Raw genomic sequence first — 23198 nt, forward strand, 5'->3', positions numbered from 1 at the left:
AGGCGCAGTGCGGTCACGACTGATGTTACGTGCGGCGGGGGACGCAGGCAGATGCACCATAAATCACCGCCAGATTCTCCGCCAGCCGCACAACCCGTAGCTGCCGTATGGCACGGGCATCATCCCCGCAAATGCGCTACCCGGTCACCTACCACAGGCACTAGCGATCGCGCCAGCCACTCAGCATGAGACGACGCGTCATGCGCCGTCTCATGCTATCCCCGCCACCGTTACTTTTCCTGCGATAGGAACCGTTGCGCCAGGCGGACCCAATACGTCGATCCGATCGGCAATAGCTCGTCGTTAAAGTCATAGCTCGCGTTATGCAGCATACAAGGGCCGGCGCCATGCCCGGCGTCTCGGTGGCCGCCATCGCCGTTGCCCAAAAATGCATAACAGCCCGGCTTCGCCAGCAGCATGAAGGAAAAGTCTTCGGCACCCATTGTCGGTTCAACCGCATCGTCGACATTTTCTGCTCCGACAATCTCCTTCATGACCGACGCAGCAAAACGGGCTTCCTCACCACTGTTAATAGTCGGCGGATAGTTTCGGTGAAAGTGAATCGTGACGGAGCAATCGTATGCTTCGGCGGTACTTTCCGCGATTTTGCGCATGCGTGCTTCGATCAGATCGAGCGCCTCTGTCGTGAACGTTCGCACCGTTCCCGCAATCCATGCATCGTTTGGCACGACATTGACTGCATCGCCCGCATGAATCTGGGTGATTGACAACACAGCGGTATCGAGCGGCTTCTTATTCCGCGTGATGATGCTCTGCAGTCCGTTCGCGATCTGTACGGCCGTAAAGACGGGATCGCGGCCGTTGTGCGGCAAAGCCGCATGCGAACCCACCCCCTTGATTTCAATGCGGAATTCATTGCTCGAGGCCATGATTGGACCTTCGGTCACGCCGAAGCGGCCCGCGGGCATGCCCGGCCAGTTATGAATGCCGAACACCGCATCGACGGGAAACTTCACGAACAGGCCGTCGTCGATCATCGCTTGCGCGCCAGCGCCGCCTTCTTCGGCCGGCTGGAAAATGAAGACGATTGTGCCGTCGAATTCGCCATGTTTAACCAGATGCCGCGCCGCGCCGAGAAGCATCGCAGTATGTCCGTCATGGCCGCACGCGTGCATTTTGCCGTCGTTTTTCGATCGATGGTCGAAGCCGTTCAATTCCTGAATCGGCAACGCGTCCATGTCGGCTCGCAAGCCAATGGCGCGCGAGCTGCTGCCGCGTTTCAATATGCCGACTACGCCGGTCTTGCCGAGTCCACGATGCGTTTCAATGCCCCAAGACTCAAGCGTCTTGGCCACAAGATCTGCGGTAGCCGTTTCTTCGTAACGTAGCTCAGGGTTTGCGTGAATCGTTCGTCGAAGGTTCTGAATTTCGCCGTGAGCGGCCTGGATTTCGGGAATCAGTTTCATGATGGAGTGATATTGCGCTTGTGCTTTGACTTGCGTGGGATCGCTCGGGGACACATCGGCCCGGGCACGGTGATAAACGATTCTACGCCGAAGGCAATTTTGGCGGCACCATCCAGGCTAAGCGCCAATGGACGTAATAAAATCCCGCATTACTCCCGCTTCGCCGACTAATCGCCGAATATGAACGCCCCGACTGAATTCGCTCGCGCCGTGTGCCCGCACGACTGCCCTGACACCTGTGCGATGCGTGTGACCGTCGAGAATGGCCGCGCAATCAAGGTCTCCGGCGATCCCGCCCATGCGCCGACGCAGGGTGCGCTATGTACGAAGGTGAGCCGCTACCCCGAGCGTGTGTATCATCCGCACCGGCTGACCACGCCGATGAAGCGCGTCGGCCGTAAAGGCGAGGGCCGTTTCGAACCGATCAACTGGGACGAAGCGCTCGAATTCGCGGCAACCCGTCTGTCGGAAATCGCGCGACGCGCGCCGGAGGCGATTCTGCCGTACAGCTACGCGGGTACGATGGGTCTGGTACAGGGCGACAGCATCGCGCAGCGGTTCTTTCACAAGCTCGGCGCATCGCAACTCGACCGCACGATTTGCGCGGCGGCCGGCGCGGCCGGCTTGAAGTACACCTACGGCGCGGGCATCGGGATGCTCACCGAGTTTTTCGCCGAGAGCGAGGTGATCCTGATCTGGGGCGCGAATCCGATCGCGTCGAATCTGCATTTCTGGACACGCGCTCAGGAAGCCAAGCGTCGCGGCGCGCGTCTGATTGCGATCGACCCGTACCGCTCGCTGACAGCAGAAAAATGCCATCAGCACATTGCATTGAAGCCGGGCACCGACGGCGCTTTGGCGCTCGGCATGATGCACGTATTGATCACGGAGAACCTGCTCGATCACGCGTACATCGAGGCTCACACGTTGGGCTTCGCCGAGTTGAAGGCGCGTGCGCTCAGCTATCCCCCGTCGCGGGTTGGTGAGATTTGCGGGATCGAAGAGCAGGTAATCGTCGATCTTGCGCGACTTTACGGCAGCACGAAGAAAGCGGCGATCCGCATGAATTACGGGTTGCAACGCGTGCGCGGCGGCGGCAATGCCGTGCGCGCAATCGCCTGCCTGCCGTCGCTGACCGGCGCATGGCGCCAGCGGGCGGGCGGGGCGCTGCTGTCGTCGAGCGGCTGGGCGCCGGTCGATTCGCACGCGCTGCAGCGTCCAGACCTAATGCCCGGTTGGCCGGCCAAGCCGAGCCGCGTCATCAATATGAATGCGATCGGCGATGCGCTGCTGCATCCCGGCGACACCGCATTTGGCCCCAAGCTGGAAGCAATCGTCGTGTACAACTCGAATCCCGTTGCGGTCGCGCCGGACTCCGAACGGGTCGCTGCGGGTTTCGCGCGTGAAGACCTCTTCACCATCGTCCTCGAGCATTTTCAGACGGATACCGCCGATTACGCCGACCTGCTTCTGCCCGCCACGACGCAACTCGAACATCTCGACGTGCACAAGTCGTACGGTCACACGCACGTGATGCTCAACTTGCCGGCGATCGCGCCGGTCGGCGACGCGCGTCCGAACACGGAAATCTTCCGTGGCCTCGCACGCCGGATGGGACTCGACGAACCGGCGCTGTTCGAAAGCGACGAAGTCGTCGCGCAGGCCGCATTCCGCTGGCAGGACAGCACGCTCGAAAGCGCGAGCTGGGAGACGCTGAAGCAGACCGGCTGGGCAAAGCTGAATCTGCCCGACGCGCCGTTCGCCGACGGTGGCTTCCGCACGCCGTCCGGCAAATGCGAGTTCTATAGCGAGCGTCTTGCGCAGCAGGGGCTCGACCCGTTGCCGGACTATCTGCCGCCCTATGAATCCGCCGACGGCGCGCCCGAACTCGCCGCCCGTTATCCGCTCGCGATGATCTCACCGCCGGCCCGCAACTTTCTGAACAGCACCTTCGTGAACATCGAGAGTCTGCGCGCGACTGAGGGCGAGCCGCATCTCGACATCCATCCTGCCGACGCGCAGGCGCGTGACATCGTCGACGGCGCTCAGGTGCGCATCTTCAATGATCGCGGCTCGATGCAGGCGCGCGCCCGCGTCACCGACAGAGCGCGCGAAGGGCTCGTCGTTGGCCTGTCGATCTGGTGGAAGAAGCTCGCGCCGGACGGCCGCAATGCGAACCAGGTGACAAGCCAGGCGCTCACCGATCTGGGCGGATCGGCCACTTTCTACGACTGTCTGGTCGAAGTCGAGCGCGTCTGAAAACACGCGAAAGTCCCTGCAGGCGCTCGCTCCTCGCAGGTTCGAGGCAGCCGTCTAACCCGGTCGCATTCGCAAATAGCAATAGGGTGCCCATGCTACGATGCGTTTTTAGCACGACCATTCGAAAATAAATAAGGAGACGCTGCATGGACAAAATCTGGCTGAAATCTTATCCGCCCGGCGTTCCCGCAGAGATTGACGTAAACCGCTATTCGTCGCTCGCCGACCTGCTCGAAGAAGCATTTCGCGAGCATCGCGCTAAACCGGCGTTTGTCTGCATGGGCAAGGAAATCAGCTACGGCGAGCTTGACGCGCTTTCGCGCAAGCTCGCTGCGTGGTTCCAGTCGAAAGGGCTCGTCCGCGGCGCGCGCGTCGCGATCATGATGCCGAACGTGCTGCAATACCCGGTGGCGATTGCCGCGATTCTGCGCGCGGGTTACGTCGTCGTGAACGTGAACCCGCTCTACACGCCGCGCGAACTCGAACATCAACTGAAGGACAGCGGCGCGGAAGCGATCATCCTGCTCGAAAATTTTGCGGTGACGCTGCAGGCCATCGTGCGCAATACCGCGGTAAAGCATGTCGTCGTCGCGGCGATGGGTGATCTGATGGGCGTCAAGGGCACGCTGGTCAACTTCGTCGTGCGCAAGATGAAGAAGATGGTGCCGGCGTGGAGTCTGCCGGGCCACGTCAAATTCAACACCGCGATCTCGGAAGGCGGGCGTCACAGTTTCAAGCCGGTCGAGCAAGGTCCCGACGACGTCGCGTTTCTCCAGTACACGGGCGGCACGACCGGCGTGGCCAAGGGCGCGACACTGCTGCACCGGAACCTGATCGCGAACGTCCTGCAGTCGGAAATCTGGCTCAATCCTGTGCGGGCGAACCGCACGGACATTGATCAATTCATCACCGTCGTGGCACTGCCGCTTTATCACGTGTTTGCGTTGACGGTGTGCGGGCTGCTGACCATCCGCACCGGCGGGCTCGGCGTGCTGATTCCGAATCCGCGCGACATCCCGGGCATGATCAAGGCGCTGGACGGCTATGCGATCACGACGATCCCCGCCGTCAACACGCTGTACAACGCGCTGCTGAACAGCCCGGACTTCCACAAGCTCGACTTTTCGAAGCTGCTGACCGCCAATGGCGGCGGCATGGCGGTGCAGGAGGCGGTTGCCAAACGCTGGTACGAACTCACGCATACGCCGATCGTTGAAGGTTATGGGTTGTCGGAGACGTCGCCGTGCGTGACGTGCAATCCGGTCACCGTCACCGAATACAGCGGGACGATCGGTTTGCCGCTGCCGTCCACGGAAGTGTCGATTCGCGACGACGAAGGCAACGAAGTGCCGCTCGGTCAGCCGGGCGAAATCTGCATTCGCGGTCCGCAGGTGATGGCGGGCTACTGGAACCGCCCGGACGAAACCGCCAAGGTGATGACGCCCGACGGCTTCTTCAAATCAGGCGATGTCGGCCTGATGAACGATGGCGGCTTCGTGAAGATCGTCGATCGCAAGAAGGACATGATTCTGGTGTCCGGTTTCAACGTGTATCCGAACGAGATCGAGGACGTGGTCGCCAAGTTGCCGGGCGTGTTCGAAGTTGCGGCGGTCGGCGTGCCGGACCAGCACTCGGGCGAGGCGGTGAAACTCTTCGTCGTGAAGAAGGACCAGGCGCTGACCGATGCCGAGATTTTCGCGTACTGCAAGACGCAATTGACCGGCTATAAGCGACCCAAAATCGTGGAATTCCGGACGGAACTGCCGAAGAGCAACGTCGGCAAGATTCTGCGCCGCGAGTTGCGCGACGGGCGGGCATGACGTCGGCGACCGAAGCGTCCGCTTCCGCTCGACGCTGAGGCGAAGCAGCCCGTAGCAAAAGAGAAAGCCCCGGCAGACGGAAGTCTGCCGGGGCTTTCTCTTTGCGTCATCGCCATCGCTTGTGCGCAAGTAACCCGAGCCATCGCAGACCGACGCCCTGGCAATCCGTCATAAAAAAAAGGCGCCCGAAGGCGCCTTTGAGGCAAACTGCTTTTTTACGACTTATTAGAACTTATGGCGAATACCGACGCGAGCCGTGAACTGGTTGTTGCCCGACGAACCCGTCAGACCGTTGATGCCAGCCGTTGCGTCGACCGTTGCGCCAGTTGCGCTGAGCGTTTCGCCCAGTGCGTGCTGGTAGACACCGACCACGTACACGTCGGTACGCTTGGACAGGAAGTAGTCCACGCCCACTGCGCCCTGGTGGTACTGAGCACGGTCTGCGCCGTTGATTTCCGCGCCGCGCGTGTAGTCATACGCTGCGCCGACCAGCAGTGCCGGGGTCAACTGATACTTGAAGTTGATTTCGCCGTTGTTGAACGTAGCCGACTGGCCAGCGAACGGCGACGCGAACGTCTTGCCCAGGTTGCCGAAGCGGATGTTCGAGTAGGTCAGGCCGAGCGTTGCCGCGCCGAACGTGTACGAACCGCCTGCACCGATGACCTGGTACGTGTTAGCCGATGCGAAGCCAGCGTAGATCGGCGACGTTACAGCAAAGTTGGCTGCAGCAGTAGCGGTAGCAGGCGTGTTCGGCGAGATCGTACCGCCGTTGTTGAAGATACCGCCCGAAGCTGCCGGCGTACGTGCGTTCAAGTAACCAACGCCCAAAGCCAACGGGCCGTTGTTGTAGCCAGCACCCAACGACCAGATCTGGTTGCCGGTGAAGTTGCCTGCCTGGCCGCCGAGGCTATACGTGCCGCCGAACGTCAGGCCGCCGTAGTTTGCGCTCGTGTACTTGACCGTGTTGTTCGTGCGATACGCGTTGTTGAAGTTGTCGATGTCGCCCGGGTGAGCTGCGATGTAGCCGCCCCACTGGTCGCCCGATTCGAACGGACCCACGTAGTCGACCACGGAGTCGTACTGACGACCCAGCGTGACCGTGCCGAACTGGCTCGACAGGCCGACGTATGCCTGACGACCGAACATCAGGCCGCCTTGACCCAGCTTGCCGTTGGTCACGTCAAAGCCGTTTTCCAACACAAAGATTGCCTTCAGACCGCCGCCCAGATCTTCCGTGCCGCGCAGGCCGAAACGCGAGCCTTGCATCACGCCGCTGGACATGTCGTACTTGTGGCTGCCGCCGGCGTTGGTGTTCATGTTGATACCAACGTCAATGATGCCGTACAGGGTCACGCTGCTCTGAGCATGAGCGGCGCCTGCGAATGCGCCCAGTGCTGCAAGAGCGAGAAGCGACTTTTTCATCGAATGATCTCCAAGGATTACGAATCTTTTGTACAAGGCGAATATTTATCTAGCGTTGAGGCCTTGCTTTGCTAACTTCGCGAGAAGTTGCACGTAATGTAACAAAAGGCATACATGGCACAAAGAAAAAGGAGATGGCCGGGAAGGCTCCTGTTTCGTTTACGCAACATGGTCTAAAATCGAAAATTGGCCGGCTAATTCATGCGGATTTAAGGTTCTCGCGCAATGGGTTTTTCCGCGCAAAGCCTTGCCGGACGGACATGCCGGTTCGATGAAGCCGATGTTGAATCAGGGAGTGCTTAATGTTTCTGGACGAGTTGATTAGCGAGTTTGATCGGGGTTTACGCTCAATGACAGGCGTGTCGCGGATGAGTCGTCCATTACCGATTCCCGAGGGATCGGCGGTGGCGGCTGAAGCGCCCGAATTGACGCCGGCTGAGCGTGCGCACGCGGCCGGATTGATGCGCGTGAATCATGTCGGCGAGGTGTGCGCGCAAGCGCTTTACCAGGCTCAGAAACTCGCGACCCGATCGCCGTCGTTGCGTGCCGTGTTCGATCACGCCGCCGTCGAAGAAGAGGATCATCTCGCGTGGACCGCCAAACGTCTCGAAGCGCTCGATTCACGTCCCAGTCTGCTGAACCCGCTTTGGTATACGGGCGCACTGGCCATCGGCCTCGCGGCGGGGCGTCTCGGCGATCGCGTCAGTCTCGGCTTCATGGCCGAAACCGAGCGACAGGTCGAGCAGCATCTCGACAGCCATATGGACCAGTTGCCGGCAGCGGATCACGAGTCGCGAGCAATCGTCGAGCAGATGCGTGCGGACGAAGTCGCGCATGGCAAGGCCGCGATGGACGCCGGCGGTATCGAGTTGCCGTTCCCCGCGCGAGCGCTGATGCGCGCGGCATCGAAAGTCATGACGCGCACTGCCTATTACATCTAGAAACGGCGCCTGCCGGGCACGCGTTTTCGTAGTGGGACGGCGCTCCGCGCGCCGTCCGCCGCACCTCCACGAATCACCCGCCGATATCTCTTAATTCCCCGCCGCGATCTCTTTCATTCCACGCAGTTTCCTCGCACTTTTCACGTATCACCTTCACAAGTTGCACTAGCCCGTTCATTTATAACGGTTTTCCGTTTTATGCGTGGCGTGAAGTAGTGGCGCTAAGTCCTTGTTCTTACAAACAAAATTCGGCCGAAAAGCAGCCGGCTCCCTTGACCCCCGTTTATCGTTCCTCTAAAGTGGGAGACAGTGTGAGAAAGTGTATTTTTGTGTGATCTCCCAAGCGGTTTCGGGTAGATTTTCATGAATCAGGCAACCGGCGCAAAAGTGCCGCAAGCAACTAGTTGCATGGGACCGGGAGCAGGCGCTCAAGCGCCAATTCGGGTCGACAGGGGAGAGCGAAGTGTTCCAAGGGGCGTCGGCGCTGACGCTCGATGCGAAAGGGCGGATGTCGATTCCCTCTCGCTATCGGGATGCGCTGCAAACACAGGCAGAGGGCCAGGTGACGATCACCAAGCACCCGGACGGCTGCCTGTTGCTCTTTCCTCGTCCCGAATGGGAAGTTTTCCGCGACAAGGTCGACAAGCTGCCCATGAATGCAGCCTGGTGGAAACGCATTTTTCTCGGCAACGCAATGGATGTGGATATGGACGGCGCAGGCCGCGTGCTCGTGTCGCCGGAGTTGCGCACGGCTGGTGGACTGGAAAAAGAAGTGACCTTGCTCGGCATGGGGCGTCACTTCGAGTTATGGGATGCACAAACCTACGCCGCGAAGGAACAGGCGGCGATCGCCGAGGGCATGCCCGAAGCGTTGAAGAATTTCACGTTCTGATCGCGGCTTACATATATGGCACCTGCGATGGGAAACGAATTGCAGCATCGCACGGTGCTGCTGGATGAAGCGGTCGATGCGCTGGTTACACGCGCGGACGGCGTGTACGTGGACGGTACTTTCGGGCGCGGCGGTCACAGCCGCCTCGTGCTGGAGAGATTGAGCGAGTCGGGACGTCTGATCGCGTTCGACAAGGACCCGCTCGCCATCGCCACGGCGCAGCAGATCGCGGATCCGCGCTTTGGCATCGTGCACGAGAGTTTTGCTTCACTGCGCGCCGCGATTGCGGAGCGCGGGGTAGGACGGGTGTCGGGCGTTTTACTGGATCTGGGCATATCGTCGCCGCAAATCGACGATCCGGAGCGGGGCTTCAGCTTCCGCGCCGACGGGCCGCTCGACATGCGGATGGACCCGACGCGCGGCGAGTCTGCCGCTGACTGGCTGGCGCGGGCCACGGTGCAGGAACTGACGGAGGTGATACGAGATTATGGGGAAGAACGGTTTGCTTTTCAGATTGCAAAGGCGCTTGTTGCTCGCCGGGCAGAGTCCGACCGTCTTGGGCCTCTCGTCAGCACGGGCGAGCTTGCCCAAATCGTGGCTAACGTCGTCAAAACCCGTGAGAAGGGCAAGGATCCGGCAACCCGCACCTTTCAAGCTATACGGATTCACATCAATCAAGAGCTTGCGGAGCTGCAAGTCGTTTTAGAAGCAGCGTTGTCGCTGTTGGAGCAAGGGGGGCGGCTGGTGGTCATCAGCTTTCATTCGCTCGAGGACCGGATCGTCAAGCGATTCATGCAGGCGCACGCCAGTGCGCCTGCGGTCGATCGCCGTCTGCCGATTCGCGCCGTCGATCTGCCGAGCCCCCCGCTCAAAATCATCGGCCGCGTATTCGCGAGCGACGCTGAAGTCGCCGCGAACCCGCGCGCCCGTTCTGCCGTGATGCGTGTGGCGGAGCGGATCGCGCCATGAATCGCCTCAACATTTTCCTGCTGATCATCGTGATGGGTTGCGCCTTATCGGTCGTCAACGCGACCAATCAGCAGCGTCAGATCTTCATCCAGTTGCAGCGCGCTCAATCACAGGAGCGCCAACTGCAGCAGGACTATTCACAGCTTCAATATCAGCAGAGCGCGTTGTCGAAGACGTCGCGCATCGAACAGCTCGCTACCGCGTCGCTGAAGATGCAGGCGGTCACGACCGGCCGCACGCAATATCTGACGCTCGATCCGGGCGCGGCGAAGGCCGAGGACGCGCCGATCCCGACTTCCGGTCCGGCGTCGGCGCCGGCGGCCACTCGTCGTGGAGGCGTGCGATGAAAAAATCGTCGGGTCGCAAGAGCGTCGCCTTTTCGGCCAATCCGATCCTATCGGTGCGCCTGCCGATGTGGCGCTCGAAACTCGTCGTGTTCCTGCTGTTCATGGCGTTCGTCGCGCTGGCTGCGCGCGCGTTCTGGATTCAGGGCCCGGGCAACGCGTTCTATCTGAAGCAGGGTGAAATCCGCTATCAGCGCCGGCTCGAACTGCCGGCCACGCGCGGCAAGATTCTCGACCGCAACGGTCTCGTTCTCGCCACGAGTCTGCCGGTGCGCGCGATCTGGGCGATTCCCGAATCGGTGCCGGACGACCTCGGCGCGGACAAGCTGAATTCGCTCGGGCAATTGCTCGGCATGACCAGCAAGGAGCTGCGCCGCAAGCTGTCTGAAGACAAGACCTTCGTCTATGTGAAGCGCCAGGTGCCGGTCGACGTCGCCGAGAAAGTCGCTGCGCTGGACATCCCCGGCATTTATGCACGCGACGAGTACAAGCGCTTCTATCCGGAAGGCGAGATCACGGCTCACCTGATCGGCTTCACGAACGTCGAGGACGAAGGCCAGGAAGGCGTCGAGCTCGGCGACCAGAAGCTGCTCGCGGGCATGTCGGGCAGCCGGCGCGTGATCAAGGACCGCATGGGCCACATCATCGAGGATGTGGACGAACAGGTCGTGCCGCACAACGGCCAGGACGTCGATCTGTCGATCGACAGCAAGATCCAGTACATCGCGTACACGAACCTGAAAGCGGCCGTCGAAAAATTCAAGGCAAAGGCCGGCGCGGCAATGGTGATCGACGTGCGCACCGGTGAAGTGCTGGCGCTCGTCAATTACCCGACCTACAACCCGAACGACCGCTCGCACCTGACCGGCGACCAGTTGCGCAACCGCATCCTGACCGACACGTTCGAGCCGGGCTCGATCATGAAGCCGTTCACGGTGTCGCTCGCGCTCGATCTGCACCGCGTCACGCCGACTACACTGGTAGATACGGGAGGGGGCCGCTTCGTGCTGGACGGTGCGCCGATTACCGACGACAGCGGCTTCGGCGTGCTGACGGTGGGCGGCGTGATCCAGAAGTCGAGCAACATCGGTGCGACGAAGATCGCGATGCAGCTCAAGCCCGAAGAGATGTGGAACATGTACACCAGCATCGGTCTCGGCCAGGCGCCGAAGGTCGGCTTCCCGGGCGCGGCGGCGGGCCGCCTGCGGCCGTGGAGAAGCTGGCGCCGCATCGAGCAGGCGACCATGTCGTACGGCTACGGTCTGTCGGTGTCGCTGTTCCAGCTGGGCCGCGCGTACACCGCGATCGCGCATGACGGCGAGATCATGCCGGTGTCGATTTTCCGCACGCCGGGCGACCAGCCGGCCACCGGGCCGCAGATTTTCGCGCCGACCACCGCGCGTGAAGTGCGCGCGATGCTCGAAACCGTGACCGCGCCGGGCGGCACGTCGCCAGATGCGGCGGTGCCGGGCTATCGCGTCGGCGGCAAGAGCGGTACCGCGTACAAGCACGGCCCGCACGGCTACGACCACTCCAAGTATCGCGCGTCGTTCGTCGGCATGGCGCCGATGCCGAATCCGCGCATCGTGGTCGCCGTGTCGGTCGACGAACCGACCGCGGGCAGCCACTTCGGCGGCCAGGTGTCGGGCCCGGTGTTCTCGGGCATCGTCGGCGATACGCTGCGCTCGCTCAATGTGCCGCCGGATATGCCGGTCAAGCAGATGGTCGTGTCCGATGATTCGGCGCCCGCCGCGAACGGCACCGCGGGCACGCCGGCGACGTCGGCAGGCCCCAGGAAGATTTCCACCAGCGCCGGCGCGAAGAAGATGACGATCTCCGCCAGCGCGAAGAGTCACCCCGGAGTCGAGCGATGAGCGCGCTGCGTAGCGGGAATCCAGCGCACCGGCAGATCGCCGACGCCCTCAGCTGGCTGCACGCGCACGTGCAGCCAGACGCGCATCTGCACGCGGACACACGCTCGCTCGCAGCGGGCGACGTGTTCTTCGCGTACGCGGTGGATGGCGCGGACAACCGCGCGTTCATCGACGGCGCGATCGAGCGCGGCGCGGCCGCCGTGCTGCTTCAGCCCGAAGGCTTCGACGGCGCGATCGATCCGTCCATCGCGCTCGCCGTGCCGGCGTTGAACGAACTTGCCGGTTCGATCGCGAGCGGCTGGTATCGCGATCCGAGCGACGCGATGTTGACGGTCGGCGTCACAGGGACGAACGGCAAGACCTCATGCAGCCAGTGGATCTCGGCGGCGCTGACCTCGCTCGGCCAGCGTTGCGCGATCGTCGGCACGCTCGGCACCGGCTTGCCGGGCCAGCTCGTGTACACCGGCTTCACGACGCCCGATGCGCCGCAACTGCAACGCAGCCTCGCGCAATTGCGCGACGCAGGCGCGCAGGCGGTGGCGATGGAAGTGTCGTCGCATGCATTGCATCAAGGGCGCGTGAACGGCACCGCGTTCGACATCGCCGTGTTCACGAATCTCACGCAGGACCACCTCGACTATCACGGCTCGTTCGACGCCTATGAAGCGGCGAAGGCGCGCCTGTTCGCGTGGCCGGACCTGCGCGCGGCCGTGATCAATCGCGACGATGCCGCGGGCCGTCGTTTGCTCGCCAGCACGCAAGGTCATGCGCGGACCATCGCCTACGGCATCGATGCCGTGGTGCAAGACGCACCGCAAGCCGACGCGCTGCTGCTCGCGTCGAACGTGCGCGCAACCGCCACGGGCACCGCGTTCCATCTGAGCACCTCCGACTGGGGCGACGCCGAAGTCGAAGTGCAAACGCTCGGCGCGTTCAACGTCAGCAATCTGCTCGGCGTGCTCGGCGCGCTGCTCGCCGCCGAGGTGCCGTTCGACGCCGCGCTCGCCGAACTCGCGAAGCTCGAATCGGTGAACGGCCGCATGGAGCGTCTTGGTGGCCGTCTGCAAAACGACGAGCCGCTCGTTGTAATCGATTTCGCGCACACGCCGGACGCGCTGGAAAAAACCCTCGAAGCGCTGCGCCCGATGGCGGCCGCTCGCGGCGGCGAACTGATCTGCATGTTCGGCTGCGGCGGCGATCGCGACGCGACCAAGCGTCCGCTGATGGGCGCGATCGCCGAGAAGCTCGCCGACGGCGTCGTCGTGACTAGCGACAACCCGCGCAGCGAAAACCCGCAATCGATCATCGAGCAGATCGCCGCGGGCATGAAGGACGCGTCGAAGGCGCGCCGCGTCGAAGACCGCGCGAGCGCGATTCTGCAAGCGATCCGCGGCGCCGCGCGTGAAGACGTCATCGTGCTGGCCGGCAAGGGGCACGAAGCAACACAGGAAATCATGGGCAAGAAACGCGCTTTCTCCGATCAGGACCACGCCCGCCTCGCGCTCGCCGCGCGGGCGACGCACGCGCGCGGAGGTGGCGAATGAGCATGTTCACGCTGCGTGAAGCCGCCGCGCTGATTCCCGGCGCGACCTTGCTCGGCGACGAAGACGTTGCGTTCGAGCGCGTGTCGACCGACAGCCGCAGCGCCGGTCCCGGCGATCTGTTCATCGCGATCAAAGGTGACCGTTTCGACGCGCACGACTTCCTGCCGGACGTGGCCGCGCGCAACGTGACGGCCGCGCTCGTCACGCGCACGCCGGATGGCTTCGGTGTGCCCGCGATTCGCGTTGCCGATACGCGCGTCGCGCTGGGTGCGCTCGCACGCGGCTGGCGTCGCAAGTTCGACATGCCGCTCGTCGCCGTGACGGGCAGCAACGGCAAGACCACGGTCAAGGAAATGATCGCGTCGATCTTCGCCGCCGCAGTCGGCGCGGACGCGCGTCTCGCGACCGCCGGCAATTTCAACAACGACATCGGCTTGCCGCTCACGCTGTTTCGCCTGCACGCCGCGCATCAACTGGCGGTGGTGGAACTCGGCATGAACCATCCGGGCGAAACCTCGCTGCTCGCGAAAATTGCCGAGCCGACCGTGGCGGTGGTGAACAACGCGCAGCGCGAGCATCAGGAATTCATGGCGACCGTCGAAGCGGTCGCGCTCGAACATGCGAGCGTGATTCACGCGCTCAAGCCCGAAGGCATCGCGGTTTTCCCGGCGGACGACGCGTACGCGAGCATCTGGCGCGTGGCCGCCACCGGCAACCGCATCATCGACTTCGCGTTGAACAACGATGGCCGCTCAACCGAAGCAGCGGTCACGGGCACGTTCGAAGGCACTCGGCTCAGTATCGACACACCTGAAGGCCACCTCGACGTCACGCTGCAAGTGCTCGGCGACCACAACGCGCACAACGCATTGGCCGCGACATCAGCCGCGCTGGCCGCAGGGGTTTCGCTCGACGCGATCAAACGCGGCCTCGAAGCGTTCGGGGCGGTGAAAGGCCGCTTGCAGGTGAAGCAGGCCGTACTCGGCACGCTCGCCGGCGCCACCGTGATCGACGACACCTACAACGCCAATCCCGACTCGATGCGCGCCGCGATCGACGTGCTCGCGTCGCGCGCCGCGCCGCGCGTGCTGGTGATGGGCGACATGGGCGAAGTCGGCGACAACGGTCCCGCGTTCCACCGCGAAATCGGTGCGTACGCGAAAGAGCGCGGCATCGACGCGCTGTACGCGATGGGCGACGCTTCGCGCGACGCCTGCACCGCCTACGGCGCGAACGCGCATCACGTAGCCGACGTCGGCACGTTGATCGCGCAATTGCAGCAGGCCGGTTTCGGCGCGGCTGCAACGCTTCTCGTGAAAGGCTCGCGCTTCATGCAGATGGAGCGCGTGGTGGACGCCGTAACGAGTCCACAACCCAACGCTGCGGGCTCGACGCCCGCCGCACATTGAAATAGAAGGACCGAAGCATGCTACTGGCGCTGGCGCAATGGCTGCAGAATGACGCAAGCTTCTTGCGCGTGTTCAGTTATCTGACTTTCCGTGCGGTGATGGCGACCATCACCGCACTGCTGATTGGGCTCGTCTGCGGCCCGGCGGTGATTCGCAAGCTGACCGCGATGAAGGTCGGTCAGGCCGTCCGTAAAGACGGCCCGCAGACTCACCTCGTCAAATCCGGCACGCCGACCATGGGCGGCGTGCTGATTCTGCTCGGCATCGCCGTGGCCACGTTGTTGTGGGCCGACCTGACCAACCGCTTCATCTGGATCGTGATCCTCGTCACGTTCGGCTTCGGCGTGATCGGCTGGGTCGACGATTACCGCAAGGTGGTCTACAAGGACCCGCGCGGCATGTCCTCGCGCGAGAAGTATTTCTGGCAGTCGGTGATCGGGCTGTTCGCGGCCGTATATCTCGCGTTCAGCGTGTCCGAAGCGAGCAATGTGCGCGTGTTCGACCTGTTCATGGCGTGGGTGCGCAGCGGTTTGTCGATGGGCTTGCCCGCGCGCGCCGATCTGATGCTGCCGTTCGTCAAGTCGATCAGCTATCCGCTCGGCGTGTGGGGCTTCATCGTGCTCACGTATCTGGTGATCGTCGGCGCGAGCAACGCCGTCAATCTCACCGATGGTCTCGACGGCCTCGTGATCATGCCGGTCGTGCTGGTGGGCGCGTCGCTCGGCGTGTTCGCTTATGTGATGGGCAGCTCGGTCTACTCGAAGTACCTGCTGTTTCCGCATATCGCCGGTGCCGGTGAATTGCTGATCTTCTGCTCGGCGATGGGCGGTGCAGGCCTCGCCTTCCTCTGGTTCAACACGCACCCGGCGCAGATGTTCATGGGCGACGTCGGCGCGCTCGCACTCGGCGGCGCGCTCGGCACGGTCGCGGTGATCGTGCGGCAGGAAATCGTGCTCTTCATCATGGGCGGCATTTTCGTCGCGGAGACGCTCTCCGTGATGTTGCAGGTCACGTGGTTCAAATTCACCAAGCGCCGGTTCGGCGAAGGGCGGCGTCTGTTCAAGATGGCGCCGCTGCATCACCACTTCGAGTTGTCGGGATGGAAGGAAACGCAGGTGGTCGTGCGTTTCTGGATCATCACGTTGATGTTGTGTCTGTTCGGTTTGTCCACGCTCAAGCTGCGTTAAGCAATAGTCGAAGTTAAGGGAAAGCAAGCGATGTTCGGCGAGAAGTTTCGGGATCGGCAAAAGCCGATGGTGCTCGTGCTGGGACTGGGTGAATCCGGTCTCGCGATGGCGCGCTGGTGCGCGCGGCACGGCTGTCGGCTGCGTGTGGCCGATACGCGAGAAGTGCCGCCGAACCTGTCCGCGCTGGAAGCGCACGGCGTCGACGCTGACTTCGTCGGCGGTCCGTTCTCGCCGGTGCTGCTCGAAGGTGCGGAGCTGGTCGCGATCAGCCCGGGCCTGTCTCCGCTCGCCGCCGACCTGTTGCCGCTGATTTCCGCTGCGCGCGAGCAGGGCATTCCGGTGTGGGGCGAACTCGAATTCTTCTCGCAAGCGCTGAAGACGCTCGGCGAGAGCGGCTACGCGCCGAAGGTGATCGCGATCACCGGCACCAACGGCAAGACCACGACGACGAGCCTGACCGGCCTGCTGTGCGAACGCGCCGGCAAGAAGGTTGCGGTGGCAGGCAACATCAGCCCGGCTCTGCTCGACAAACTCAGCGAAGCGATCGATCACACCGCGCTGCCCGATGTGTGGGTGCTCGAACTGTCGAGCTTCCAGCTGGAAACCGCGCACACGTTCTCGCCGGATGCGGCGGTGGTGTTGAACATCACGCAGGATCACCTCGACTGGCATGGTGGGCTCGATGCATACGCCGCCGCGAAGGGCCGCATCTTCGGTGCGCAGACCGTGCGCGTGCTGAACCGCGACGACTCGCGCGTAATGTCGCTCGTGCCTTCGGCCGATAGCGAAGCGGACACGATCACCTTCGGCATCACCGAGCCGAAGAACGATGGCGACTACGGCCTGCTGCGCGACAACGGCATGATCTGGCTCGTCGAAGCGCACGATCGCGATGCGAGCGACGAACCCGCGCCGAAGCGTCGTCGCAAGAACGAAGTGGCTGCGGCGCCGAACATCGCGCTCAAGCGCCTGATGCCGGCGGACGCTTTGCGCATTCGCGGCCTGCACAACGCAGCGAACGCGCTGGCTGCGTACGCGCTCGCGCGTGCAATCGGTCTGCCGGGCGCGCCGCTTCTGCATGGACTGCGTGAATACCGTGGCGAGCCGCACCGCGTGGAATTGATCGCGTCGATCGACGGCATCGACTACGTGGACGACAGCAAGGGCACCAACGTCGGCGCGACCGTGGCCGCGCTCGACGGCCTCGCGCAGCGCGCGGTGCTGATCGCCGGCGGCGATGGCAAGGGCCAGGACTTCGACCCGCTCGCCGCGCCGGTGATGCGCTGGTGCCGCGCGGTGATGCTGATTGGCCGCGATGCGCCGCTGATTCGCGCGGCGCTCGAACACAGCGGCATCGCCATGACCGATCACGCGACGCTCGAAGAAGCGACGCGGGCCGCGACCGCACTGGCGCAACCGGGCGACGCCGTGCTGCTATCGCCGGCTTGCGCGAGCTTCGATATGTTCAAGGGTTACGCGCACCGCGCCGCTGTGTTTCGCAGCACGGTAGAAGACATCGCGGCCGAACGGGGGACGATGATATGAGCTGGTCGGAACGTTTCGGTTCGCGTCAGGCAGCCGGCGGCGATGCGGGCAGCGCAGGCGGTCTGGGCGCAGGCGCAGCGCGCGTCTCAGGTCGCACGGGCGGCAGCGGGCTGGCGAGCGCCGTCAACGGCGTGCGTCCGCTGCGCTCGCGGATGCTCGACTACGATCACTCGCTGCTGTGGGTGGTCGTCGCGCTGCTCGGCTTGGGCGTCGTGATGGTGTATTCGGCGTCGATCGCGATGCCCGATTCGCCGAAGTACGCGTCATATCGCGATTACGCGTTCCTCGTGCGCCAGATCATTTTCGTGACGATGGGCACCGTGGTCGGCATCGTGTCGTTCCGCGTGCCGATCTCGACGTGGGACAAGTACGCGCCGAAGCTCTTCCTGATCTCGCTGGTCGCGCTGGTGATCGTGCTGATCCCGCACGTCGGCAAGGGCGTGAACGGCGCGCGCCGCTGGATTCCGCTCGGCATCACGAACATGCAGCCGTCGGAAATCATGAAGCTCGCGGTGACGATCTACGCCGCGAACTACACGGTGCGCAAACAGGAATACATGCACAGCTTCGCCAAGGGCTTTCTGCCGATGGCGGTCGCGGTCGGGCTCGTCGGCGCGTTGCTGCTGCTCGAACCGGACATGGGCGCGTTCATGGTGATCGCGGCGATCGCGATGGGCGTGCTGTTTCTCGGCGGCGTGAACGGCAAGCTGTTCGGCGGCCTCGTCGCGACGGCGGTGGGCACGTTCAGCTTGCTGGTGTGGGCGTCGCCATGGCGTCGCGAGCGGATTTTCGCGTACCTCGATCCGTGGGACGACCGTTACGCGCAGGGCAAGGCCTATCAATTGACGCACTCGCTGATCGCGTTCGGACGCGGCGAGTGGTTCGGCGTGGGCCTCGGCGGCAGCGTCGAGAAGCTCAACTATCTGCCGGAAGCGCATACCGACTTCATCCTCGCGGTGATCGGCGAGGAACTCGGTTTCGTCGGCGTGCTGGTCGTGATCCTGATGTTTTACTGGATCGTGCGCCGCTCGTTCGAGATCGGCCGTCAGGCGCTCGCGCTCGACCGCACGTTCGCGGGTCTGGTCGCGAAGGGCGTGGGCATCTGGTTCGGCGCGCAGACCTTTATCAACATGGGCGTGAACCTCGGCTTGCTGCCCACCAAAGGTCTTACGTTGCCGCTCGTCAGCTACGGCGGCTCGGGCATTTTGCTGAACTGCGTCGCGGTGGCTGTGTTGATGCGCGTCGACTATGAGAACCGAGTGCTAATGCGTGGGGGCAAAGTATGACCGCTCTCCACCAACGCACGCTGATGGTGATGGCCGGCGGCACCGGGGGACACGTGTTCCCGGGGCTCGCCGTCGCGCATCTGATGCAGGCGTGGGGCTGGAAAGTGGTTTGGCTCGGCAACCCCGCGGGCATGGAAGCGACCCTGGTGCTGAAGCACGGCATCCCGATGGAATACGTGCGCTTCGGCGGACTGCGCGGCAAGGGTCTCAAGACCAAGCTGATGCTGCCGTTGAATCTGCTGCGCGCGTGCACGCAGAGCTTGAGCGTGCTGCGTCGCGTGAAGCCGGATGTGGTGCTCGGCATGGGCGGCTACATCACGTTCCCGGCCGGCTTGATGACCGCGTTGAGCGGCCGTCCGCTGGTGCTGCATGAACAGAATTCGATTGCGGGTCTTGCGAACAAGGTGCTCGCGAAAGTCGCGAAGCGCGTGCTGGTTGCGTTCCCGAATGCGTTGCCGCACGGCGAATGGACGGGCAATCCGATTCGTGAGGAACTTGCGCGCGCGATTGCACCCAAAGCACGCTACGCACAACGCAGCGGTCCGCTGAATGTGCTGGTAGTGGGCGGCAGTCTCGGCGCGGCGGCATTGAACGAAGTGGTGCCGCGCGCGATCGCGTTGCTCGCGCCGAACGAGCGGCCGCGCGTCGTGCATCAGGCGGGCGCGAAACATATCGACGCGCTGCGCGAGAACTACGCGGCAGCGGGTCTGCAAGCGGGCGACGGTGAGCAGCCCGACGTGCAACTCGTGCCGTTCATCGACGACATGACGAGCGCCTACGCGAAGGCCGATCTGGTGATCTGCCGCTCGGGCGCGATGACGGTATCGGAGATTTCAGCGGTGGGCGTGGCGGCGTTCTTCGTGCCGTTCCCGTATGCAGTAGACGATCACCAAACCACTAATGCAGCGTTTCTCGCCGACAACGGCGCGGCGCTAGTCGTGCAGCAACGCGATCTGTCGGCGGAAACACTTGCCGACTGGTTGGGCAGCCAGACGCGGGAAAGTCTCGCGGAAATGGCGGAGCGTTCGCGCTCGCTCGCGAAACCCGACGCCACGGAGCAGGTCGCGCAGATTTGCGCGACCGTGGCGGGTTCGATTTCGGGCGCGAGCCCAGAAGGAAAGCAATGAAACATATCGTCAAACACATTCACTTTGTCGGCATCGGCGGTGTCGGCATGAGCGGCATCGCGGAGGTGCTGGTCAACCTGGGCTATCAGGTGAGCGGCTCGGATCTGTCGAGCAACGCGGTCACGGACCGCCTCGCCGCGCTCGGCGCGCGCATCGCGATTGGTCACGCGGCGGAGAACATCGAAGGTGCGAACGCGGTGGTCGTGTCGACCGCCGTGCGCAGCGACAACCCCGAAGTGCTGGCCGCGCGTCATCGCCGCATTCCGATCGTGCCGCGCGCGGTGATGCTCGCGGAACTGATGCGCCTGAAGCAGGGCATCGCGATTGCCGGCACACACGGCAAGACCACGACCACGTCGCTGGTGGCGAGCGTGCTGGCTGCGGGCGGGCTCGATCCGACGTTTGTGATCGGCGGTCGGCTGATCAGCGCGGGCGCGAATGCGCGACTCGGCACGGGTGACTTCATCGTCGCCGAAGCGGACGAGTCGGACGCGTCGTTCCTGAATCTGTTCCCGGTGATCGAAGTCATCACGAACATCGACGCCGATCACATGGACACCTACGGCCACGACTTCGCGCGCCTGAAGCAGGCGTTCATCGAATTCACACACCGTCTGCCGTTTTACGGGATCGCGGTGCTGTGCGTCGACGATCCGAACGTGAAGGAGATCCTGCCGTTCGTGTCGAAGCCGATCATCCGCTACGGCCTCGCGCCCGATGCGCAAGTGCGCGCGGTCAACGTGAAAGCGCAGGACGGCAAGATGCATTTCACCGCGATGCGCGAAGACGCGGCGCCGCTCGACATCGTGTTGAACCTGCCGGGCGAGCACAACGTACAGAACGCTTTGGCCGCGATCGCGATTGCGACTGAACTTGAAGTGAAAGATGCCGATATCCAGCGAGCGCTGGCGGATTTCAACGGCGTCGGCCGGCGCTTCCAGCGCTACGGCGAAGTGCCGGTTGCAACGGAAACAACGGAAGGCAAAGCGGCGGGTACGTACACGCTGGTCGACGACTACGGTCATCACCCGGTCGAAATGGCGGCCACGGTGGCGGCGGCGCGCGGCGCATTTCCTGGCCGGCGTCTGGTACTGGCATTCCAGCCGCACCGCTTCACGCGCACGCGCGATTGCTTCGAGGATTTCGTGAAGGTGTTGTCGACCGTCGACGCGCTCGTGCTGACCGAAGTGTATGCGGCCGGCGAGTCGCCGATCGTCGCCGCGGACGGCCGCGCGTTGGCGCGCGCGCTTCGGGTGGCGGGCAAGGTCGAACCGGTGTTCGTCGATACGGTGGATGAAGTGCCGGACGCGCTCGCAGCAGTTGTGCGCGACGGCGATGTGGTGATTACGATGGGCGCGGGTTCGATCGGCGGTGTGCCGGGTCGCCTCGCGCTCGAAACGAAGGTGTGAGATGAGCAGTATCGACCCTAAACAATTCGGCAAAGTGGCAGTGCTGCTCGGTGGTGATTCCGCCGAGCGCGAGGTATCGCTCAACTCCGGGCGACTCGTGTTGCAAGGCCTGCGCGACGCCGGCGTCGACGCGCATCCGTTCGACCCGGCCGAGCGTCCGCTCGCCGCGTTGAAGGAAGAAGGCTTCGTGCGCGCGTTCAACGCGCTGCATGGCGGCTACGGTGAGAACGGCCAGATTCAGGGCGCGCTCGACTTTTACGGCATCAAGTACACCGGCAGCGGCGTGCTCGGTTCGGCGCTCGGTCTGGACAAATTCCGCACCAAGCTCGTATGGCAGCAGCTCGGCATTCCGACGCCGCCGTTCGAAGCGGTGCTGCGTGGCGACGACTACGCCGCGCGTGCGAAAGACATCGTCGCGAAGCTCGGCTTGCCGCTCTTCGTGAAGCCGGCGAGCGAAGGTTCGAGCGTCGCGGTCATCAAGGTGAAAAGCGCGGACGCATTGCCGGCGGCGCTGATCGAAGCGGTCAAGTACGACAGGATCGTCGTGGTGGAAAAGAGCATCGAAGGCGGCGGCGAATACACCGCGTGCATCGCGGGCGATCTGGACTTGCCGGTGATCCGCATCGTGCCGGCCGGCGAGTTCTACGACTACCACGCGAAGTACATCGCCAACGACACGCAGTACCTGATTCCGTGCGGTCTCGCGGCGGACGAAGAAGCGCGTCTGAAAGTGCTGGCGCGCCGCGCGTTCGACGTGCTCGGCTGCACCGATTGGGGCCGCGCCGATTTCATGCTCGACGGCGAAGGCAATCCGTACTTTCTGGAAGTGAACACGGCGCCTGGCATGACCGATCACTCGCTGCCGCCGAAAGCGGCGCGCGCGGTGGGCATCAGCTATCAGGAACTGGTTGTCGGCGTGTTGGCGCTGACGCTGCAGGACTAACCGGGGCGACCCGAAAGCAACACCATGTGGAACAACGTTCGCCAGCTCAATCTCGCCACCAACGCATTGCATGTGCTGCTGGTGCTCGTGCTGCTGGCGGCGGGCGGTTACTGGCTGATCCAGCGCCCGAATTTCGCGCTGCGCGAAATCCAGATCGACGGCGATACCGAGCACATCAATTCGCCGACGGTGCGCGCCGGTGTAGTGGGGCGGTTGAAGGGCAACTTCTTCACGGTCGATCTCGACGTCGCGCGGCAGGCGTTCGAGCAGATGCCGTGGGTGCGTCACGCGAGCGTGCGGCGAGTCTGGCCGAATGCGCTGGCTGTCACGCTCGAAGAGTACAAACCGCTGGGGACGTGGGGCAGCGATCAGTTGGTCAGCGTCGACGGCGAGCTGTTCACCGCGAACCAGGGCGAGCTGGAAGAAGATCTGCCCGCGTTCGATGGCCCGGACGGCACGGCAAAAGAGGTGGTCGCGCGGTATCACGACTTTCAGAAGTGGTTTGCGCCGCTTAACGCGACGCCCGAAGAAGTAACACTGTCGCCGCGCTACGCATGGACGGTGAAGCTGTCGAACGGCACGCAGGTGGAACTTGGACGCGAACGCAATCAGGACACGCTGCTCGATCGCAGCAGGCGCCTGACGGCGGCGTGGAGCGCGGTGACGCAACGTTGGGGAAAGGATATCGAGTATGCGGACTTGCGCTATCCGAACGGTTTCGCGATTCGCGCGGCTGGCATGCGCTTTATCAGCGAACCCGACAAGGGCAAGAAGTAAACGGACATCACACGCAATGAGCA

The 23198-nt window shown here is 63.3% G+C and carries 18 protein-coding genes; 16 read left to right on the top strand and 2 right to left on the bottom strand.

Annotated elements, in window-relative coordinates; all coding sequences use genetic code 11:
- Positions 1–230: 230 nt before the first annotated feature.
- Complete coding sequence (locus BGI01S_RS00005; RefSeq protein ID WP_042320710.1) at positions 231–1427, bottom strand: M20 aminoacylase family protein; 1197 nt, start codon at positions 1425–1427, stop codon at positions 231–233.
- A 180-nt stretch (positions 1428–1607) separates the two neighbouring features.
- Here BGI01S_RS00005 and BGI01S_RS00010 point away from each other — a divergent pair, with 180 nt between their 5' ends.
- Entirely contained in the window at positions 1608–3686 is a 2079-nt protein-coding gene (locus BGI01S_RS00010) for a molybdopterin-containing oxidoreductase family protein (RefSeq protein WP_042320712.1), read from the top strand.
- A gap of 146 nt (positions 3687–3832) precedes the next feature.
- Positions 3833–5506, top strand: coding sequence for a long-chain fatty acid--CoA ligase (locus BGI01S_RS00015; RefSeq protein WP_042320714.1), 1674 nt, complete (start codon positions 3833–3835; stop codon positions 5504–5506).
- Between the two features lie 225 nt (positions 5507–5731).
- Here BGI01S_RS00015 and BGI01S_RS00020 read toward each other — a convergent pair whose 3' ends face one another.
- Positions 5732–6928, bottom strand: a complete 1197-nt coding sequence (locus BGI01S_RS00020; RefSeq protein WP_042320717.1) for a porin — start codon at positions 6926–6928, stop codon at positions 5732–5734.
- 302 nt (positions 6929–7230) lie between these two features.
- Between BGI01S_RS00020 and coq7 the strand changes: the two genes are divergently transcribed.
- The 14 genes from coq7 to BGI01S_RS00090 all read left to right on the top strand — a co-directional run bounded on the left by coq7 (position 7231) and on the right by BGI01S_RS00090 (position 23175).
- Positions 7231–7869 carry a 2-polyprenyl-3-methyl-6-methoxy-1,4-benzoquinone monooxygenase gene (gene coq7 / locus BGI01S_RS00025; protein WP_042320719.1) on the top strand — a complete coding sequence of 213 codons (639 nt, stop codon included), beginning with the start codon at positions 7231–7233 and terminating at the stop codon, positions 7867–7869.
- A gap of 463 nt (positions 7870–8332) precedes the next feature.
- Positions 8333–8761, top strand: a complete 429-nt coding sequence (mraZ, locus tag BGI01S_RS00030) for a division/cell wall cluster transcriptional repressor MraZ (protein ID WP_042320720.1) — start codon at positions 8333–8335, stop codon at positions 8759–8761.
- 15 nt (positions 8762–8776) lie between these two features.
- Positions 8777–9730: a 16S rRNA (cytosine(1402)-N(4))-methyltransferase RsmH gene (rsmH, locus tag BGI01S_RS00035; RefSeq protein WP_042320722.1), complete on the top strand. Its 954-nt coding sequence runs from the start codon at positions 8777–8779 to the stop codon at positions 9728–9730.
- On the top strand, positions 9727–10077 hold the full coding sequence (gene ftsL, locus BGI01S_RS00040) for a cell division protein FtsL (protein WP_042320724.1): 351 nt from the start codon (positions 9727–9729) through the stop codon (positions 10075–10077). Before rsmH ends, ftsL begins: the two co-directional genes overlap by 4 nt.
- Entirely contained in the window at positions 10074–11948 is a 1875-nt protein-coding gene (locus BGI01S_RS00045) for a peptidoglycan D,D-transpeptidase FtsI family protein (protein WP_042320727.1), read from the top strand. The genes ftsL and BGI01S_RS00045 overlap by 4 nt, the downstream gene beginning before the upstream one ends.
- Positions 11945–13492: a UDP-N-acetylmuramoyl-L-alanyl-D-glutamate--2,6-diaminopimelate ligase gene (locus BGI01S_RS00050; protein ID WP_042320729.1), complete on the top strand. Its 1548-nt coding sequence runs from the start codon at positions 11945–11947 to the stop codon at positions 13490–13492. Before BGI01S_RS00045 ends, BGI01S_RS00050 begins: the two co-directional genes overlap by 4 nt.
- On the top strand, positions 13489–14901 hold the full coding sequence (locus BGI01S_RS00055) for a UDP-N-acetylmuramoyl-tripeptide--D-alanyl-D-alanine ligase (protein ID WP_042320730.1): 1413 nt from the start codon (positions 13489–13491) through the stop codon (positions 14899–14901). The genes BGI01S_RS00050 and BGI01S_RS00055 overlap by 4 nt, the downstream gene beginning before the upstream one ends.
- 17 nt (positions 14902–14918) lie before the next feature.
- Positions 14919–16088 carry a phospho-N-acetylmuramoyl-pentapeptide-transferase gene (gene mraY / locus BGI01S_RS00060; protein ID WP_006053209.1) on the top strand — a complete coding sequence of 390 codons (1170 nt, stop codon included), beginning with the start codon at positions 14919–14921 and terminating at the stop codon, positions 16086–16088.
- Between the two features lie 30 nt (positions 16089–16118).
- Positions 16119–17633: a UDP-N-acetylmuramoyl-L-alanine--D-glutamate ligase gene (murD, locus tag BGI01S_RS00065; protein ID WP_042320733.1), complete on the top strand. Its 1515-nt coding sequence runs from the start codon at positions 16119–16121 to the stop codon at positions 17631–17633.
- The gene (gene ftsW, locus BGI01S_RS00070; RefSeq protein WP_042320735.1) at positions 17630–18919 is read left to right on the top strand and encodes a putative lipid II flippase FtsW; all 1290 of its coding nucleotides are present in this window, start codon (positions 17630–17632) and stop codon (positions 18917–18919) included. Before murD ends, ftsW begins: the two co-directional genes overlap by 4 nt.
- Positions 18916–20046 (top strand): undecaprenyldiphospho-muramoylpentapeptide beta-N-acetylglucosaminyltransferase, encoded by a 1131-nt coding sequence (gene murG, locus BGI01S_RS00075; protein WP_042320738.1) that lies wholly within the window; start codon positions 18916–18918, stop codon positions 20044–20046. Before ftsW ends, murG begins: the two co-directional genes overlap by 4 nt.
- Positions 20043–21455 (top strand): UDP-N-acetylmuramate--L-alanine ligase, encoded by a 1413-nt coding sequence (gene murC / locus BGI01S_RS00080; protein WP_042320741.1) that lies wholly within the window; start codon positions 20043–20045, stop codon positions 21453–21455. Before murG ends, murC begins: the two co-directional genes overlap by 4 nt.
- Position 21456: 1 nt before the next feature.
- The gene (locus BGI01S_RS00085) at positions 21457–22398 is read left to right on the top strand and encodes a D-alanine--D-alanine ligase (protein WP_042320742.1); all 942 of its coding nucleotides are present in this window, start codon (positions 21457–21459) and stop codon (positions 22396–22398) included.
- A 24-nt stretch (positions 22399–22422) separates the two neighbouring features.
- Positions 22423–23175 (top strand): cell division protein FtsQ/DivIB, encoded by a 753-nt coding sequence (locus BGI01S_RS00090; protein ID WP_042320744.1) that lies wholly within the window; start codon positions 22423–22425, stop codon positions 23173–23175.
- Positions 23176–23198: the final 23 nt, after the last annotated feature.

It is taken from the genome of Paraburkholderia ginsengisoli NBRC 100965, assembly GCF_000739735.1.
Classification (GTDB): Bacteria; Pseudomonadota; Gammaproteobacteria; order Burkholderiales; family Burkholderiaceae; genus Paraburkholderia; species Paraburkholderia ginsengisoli.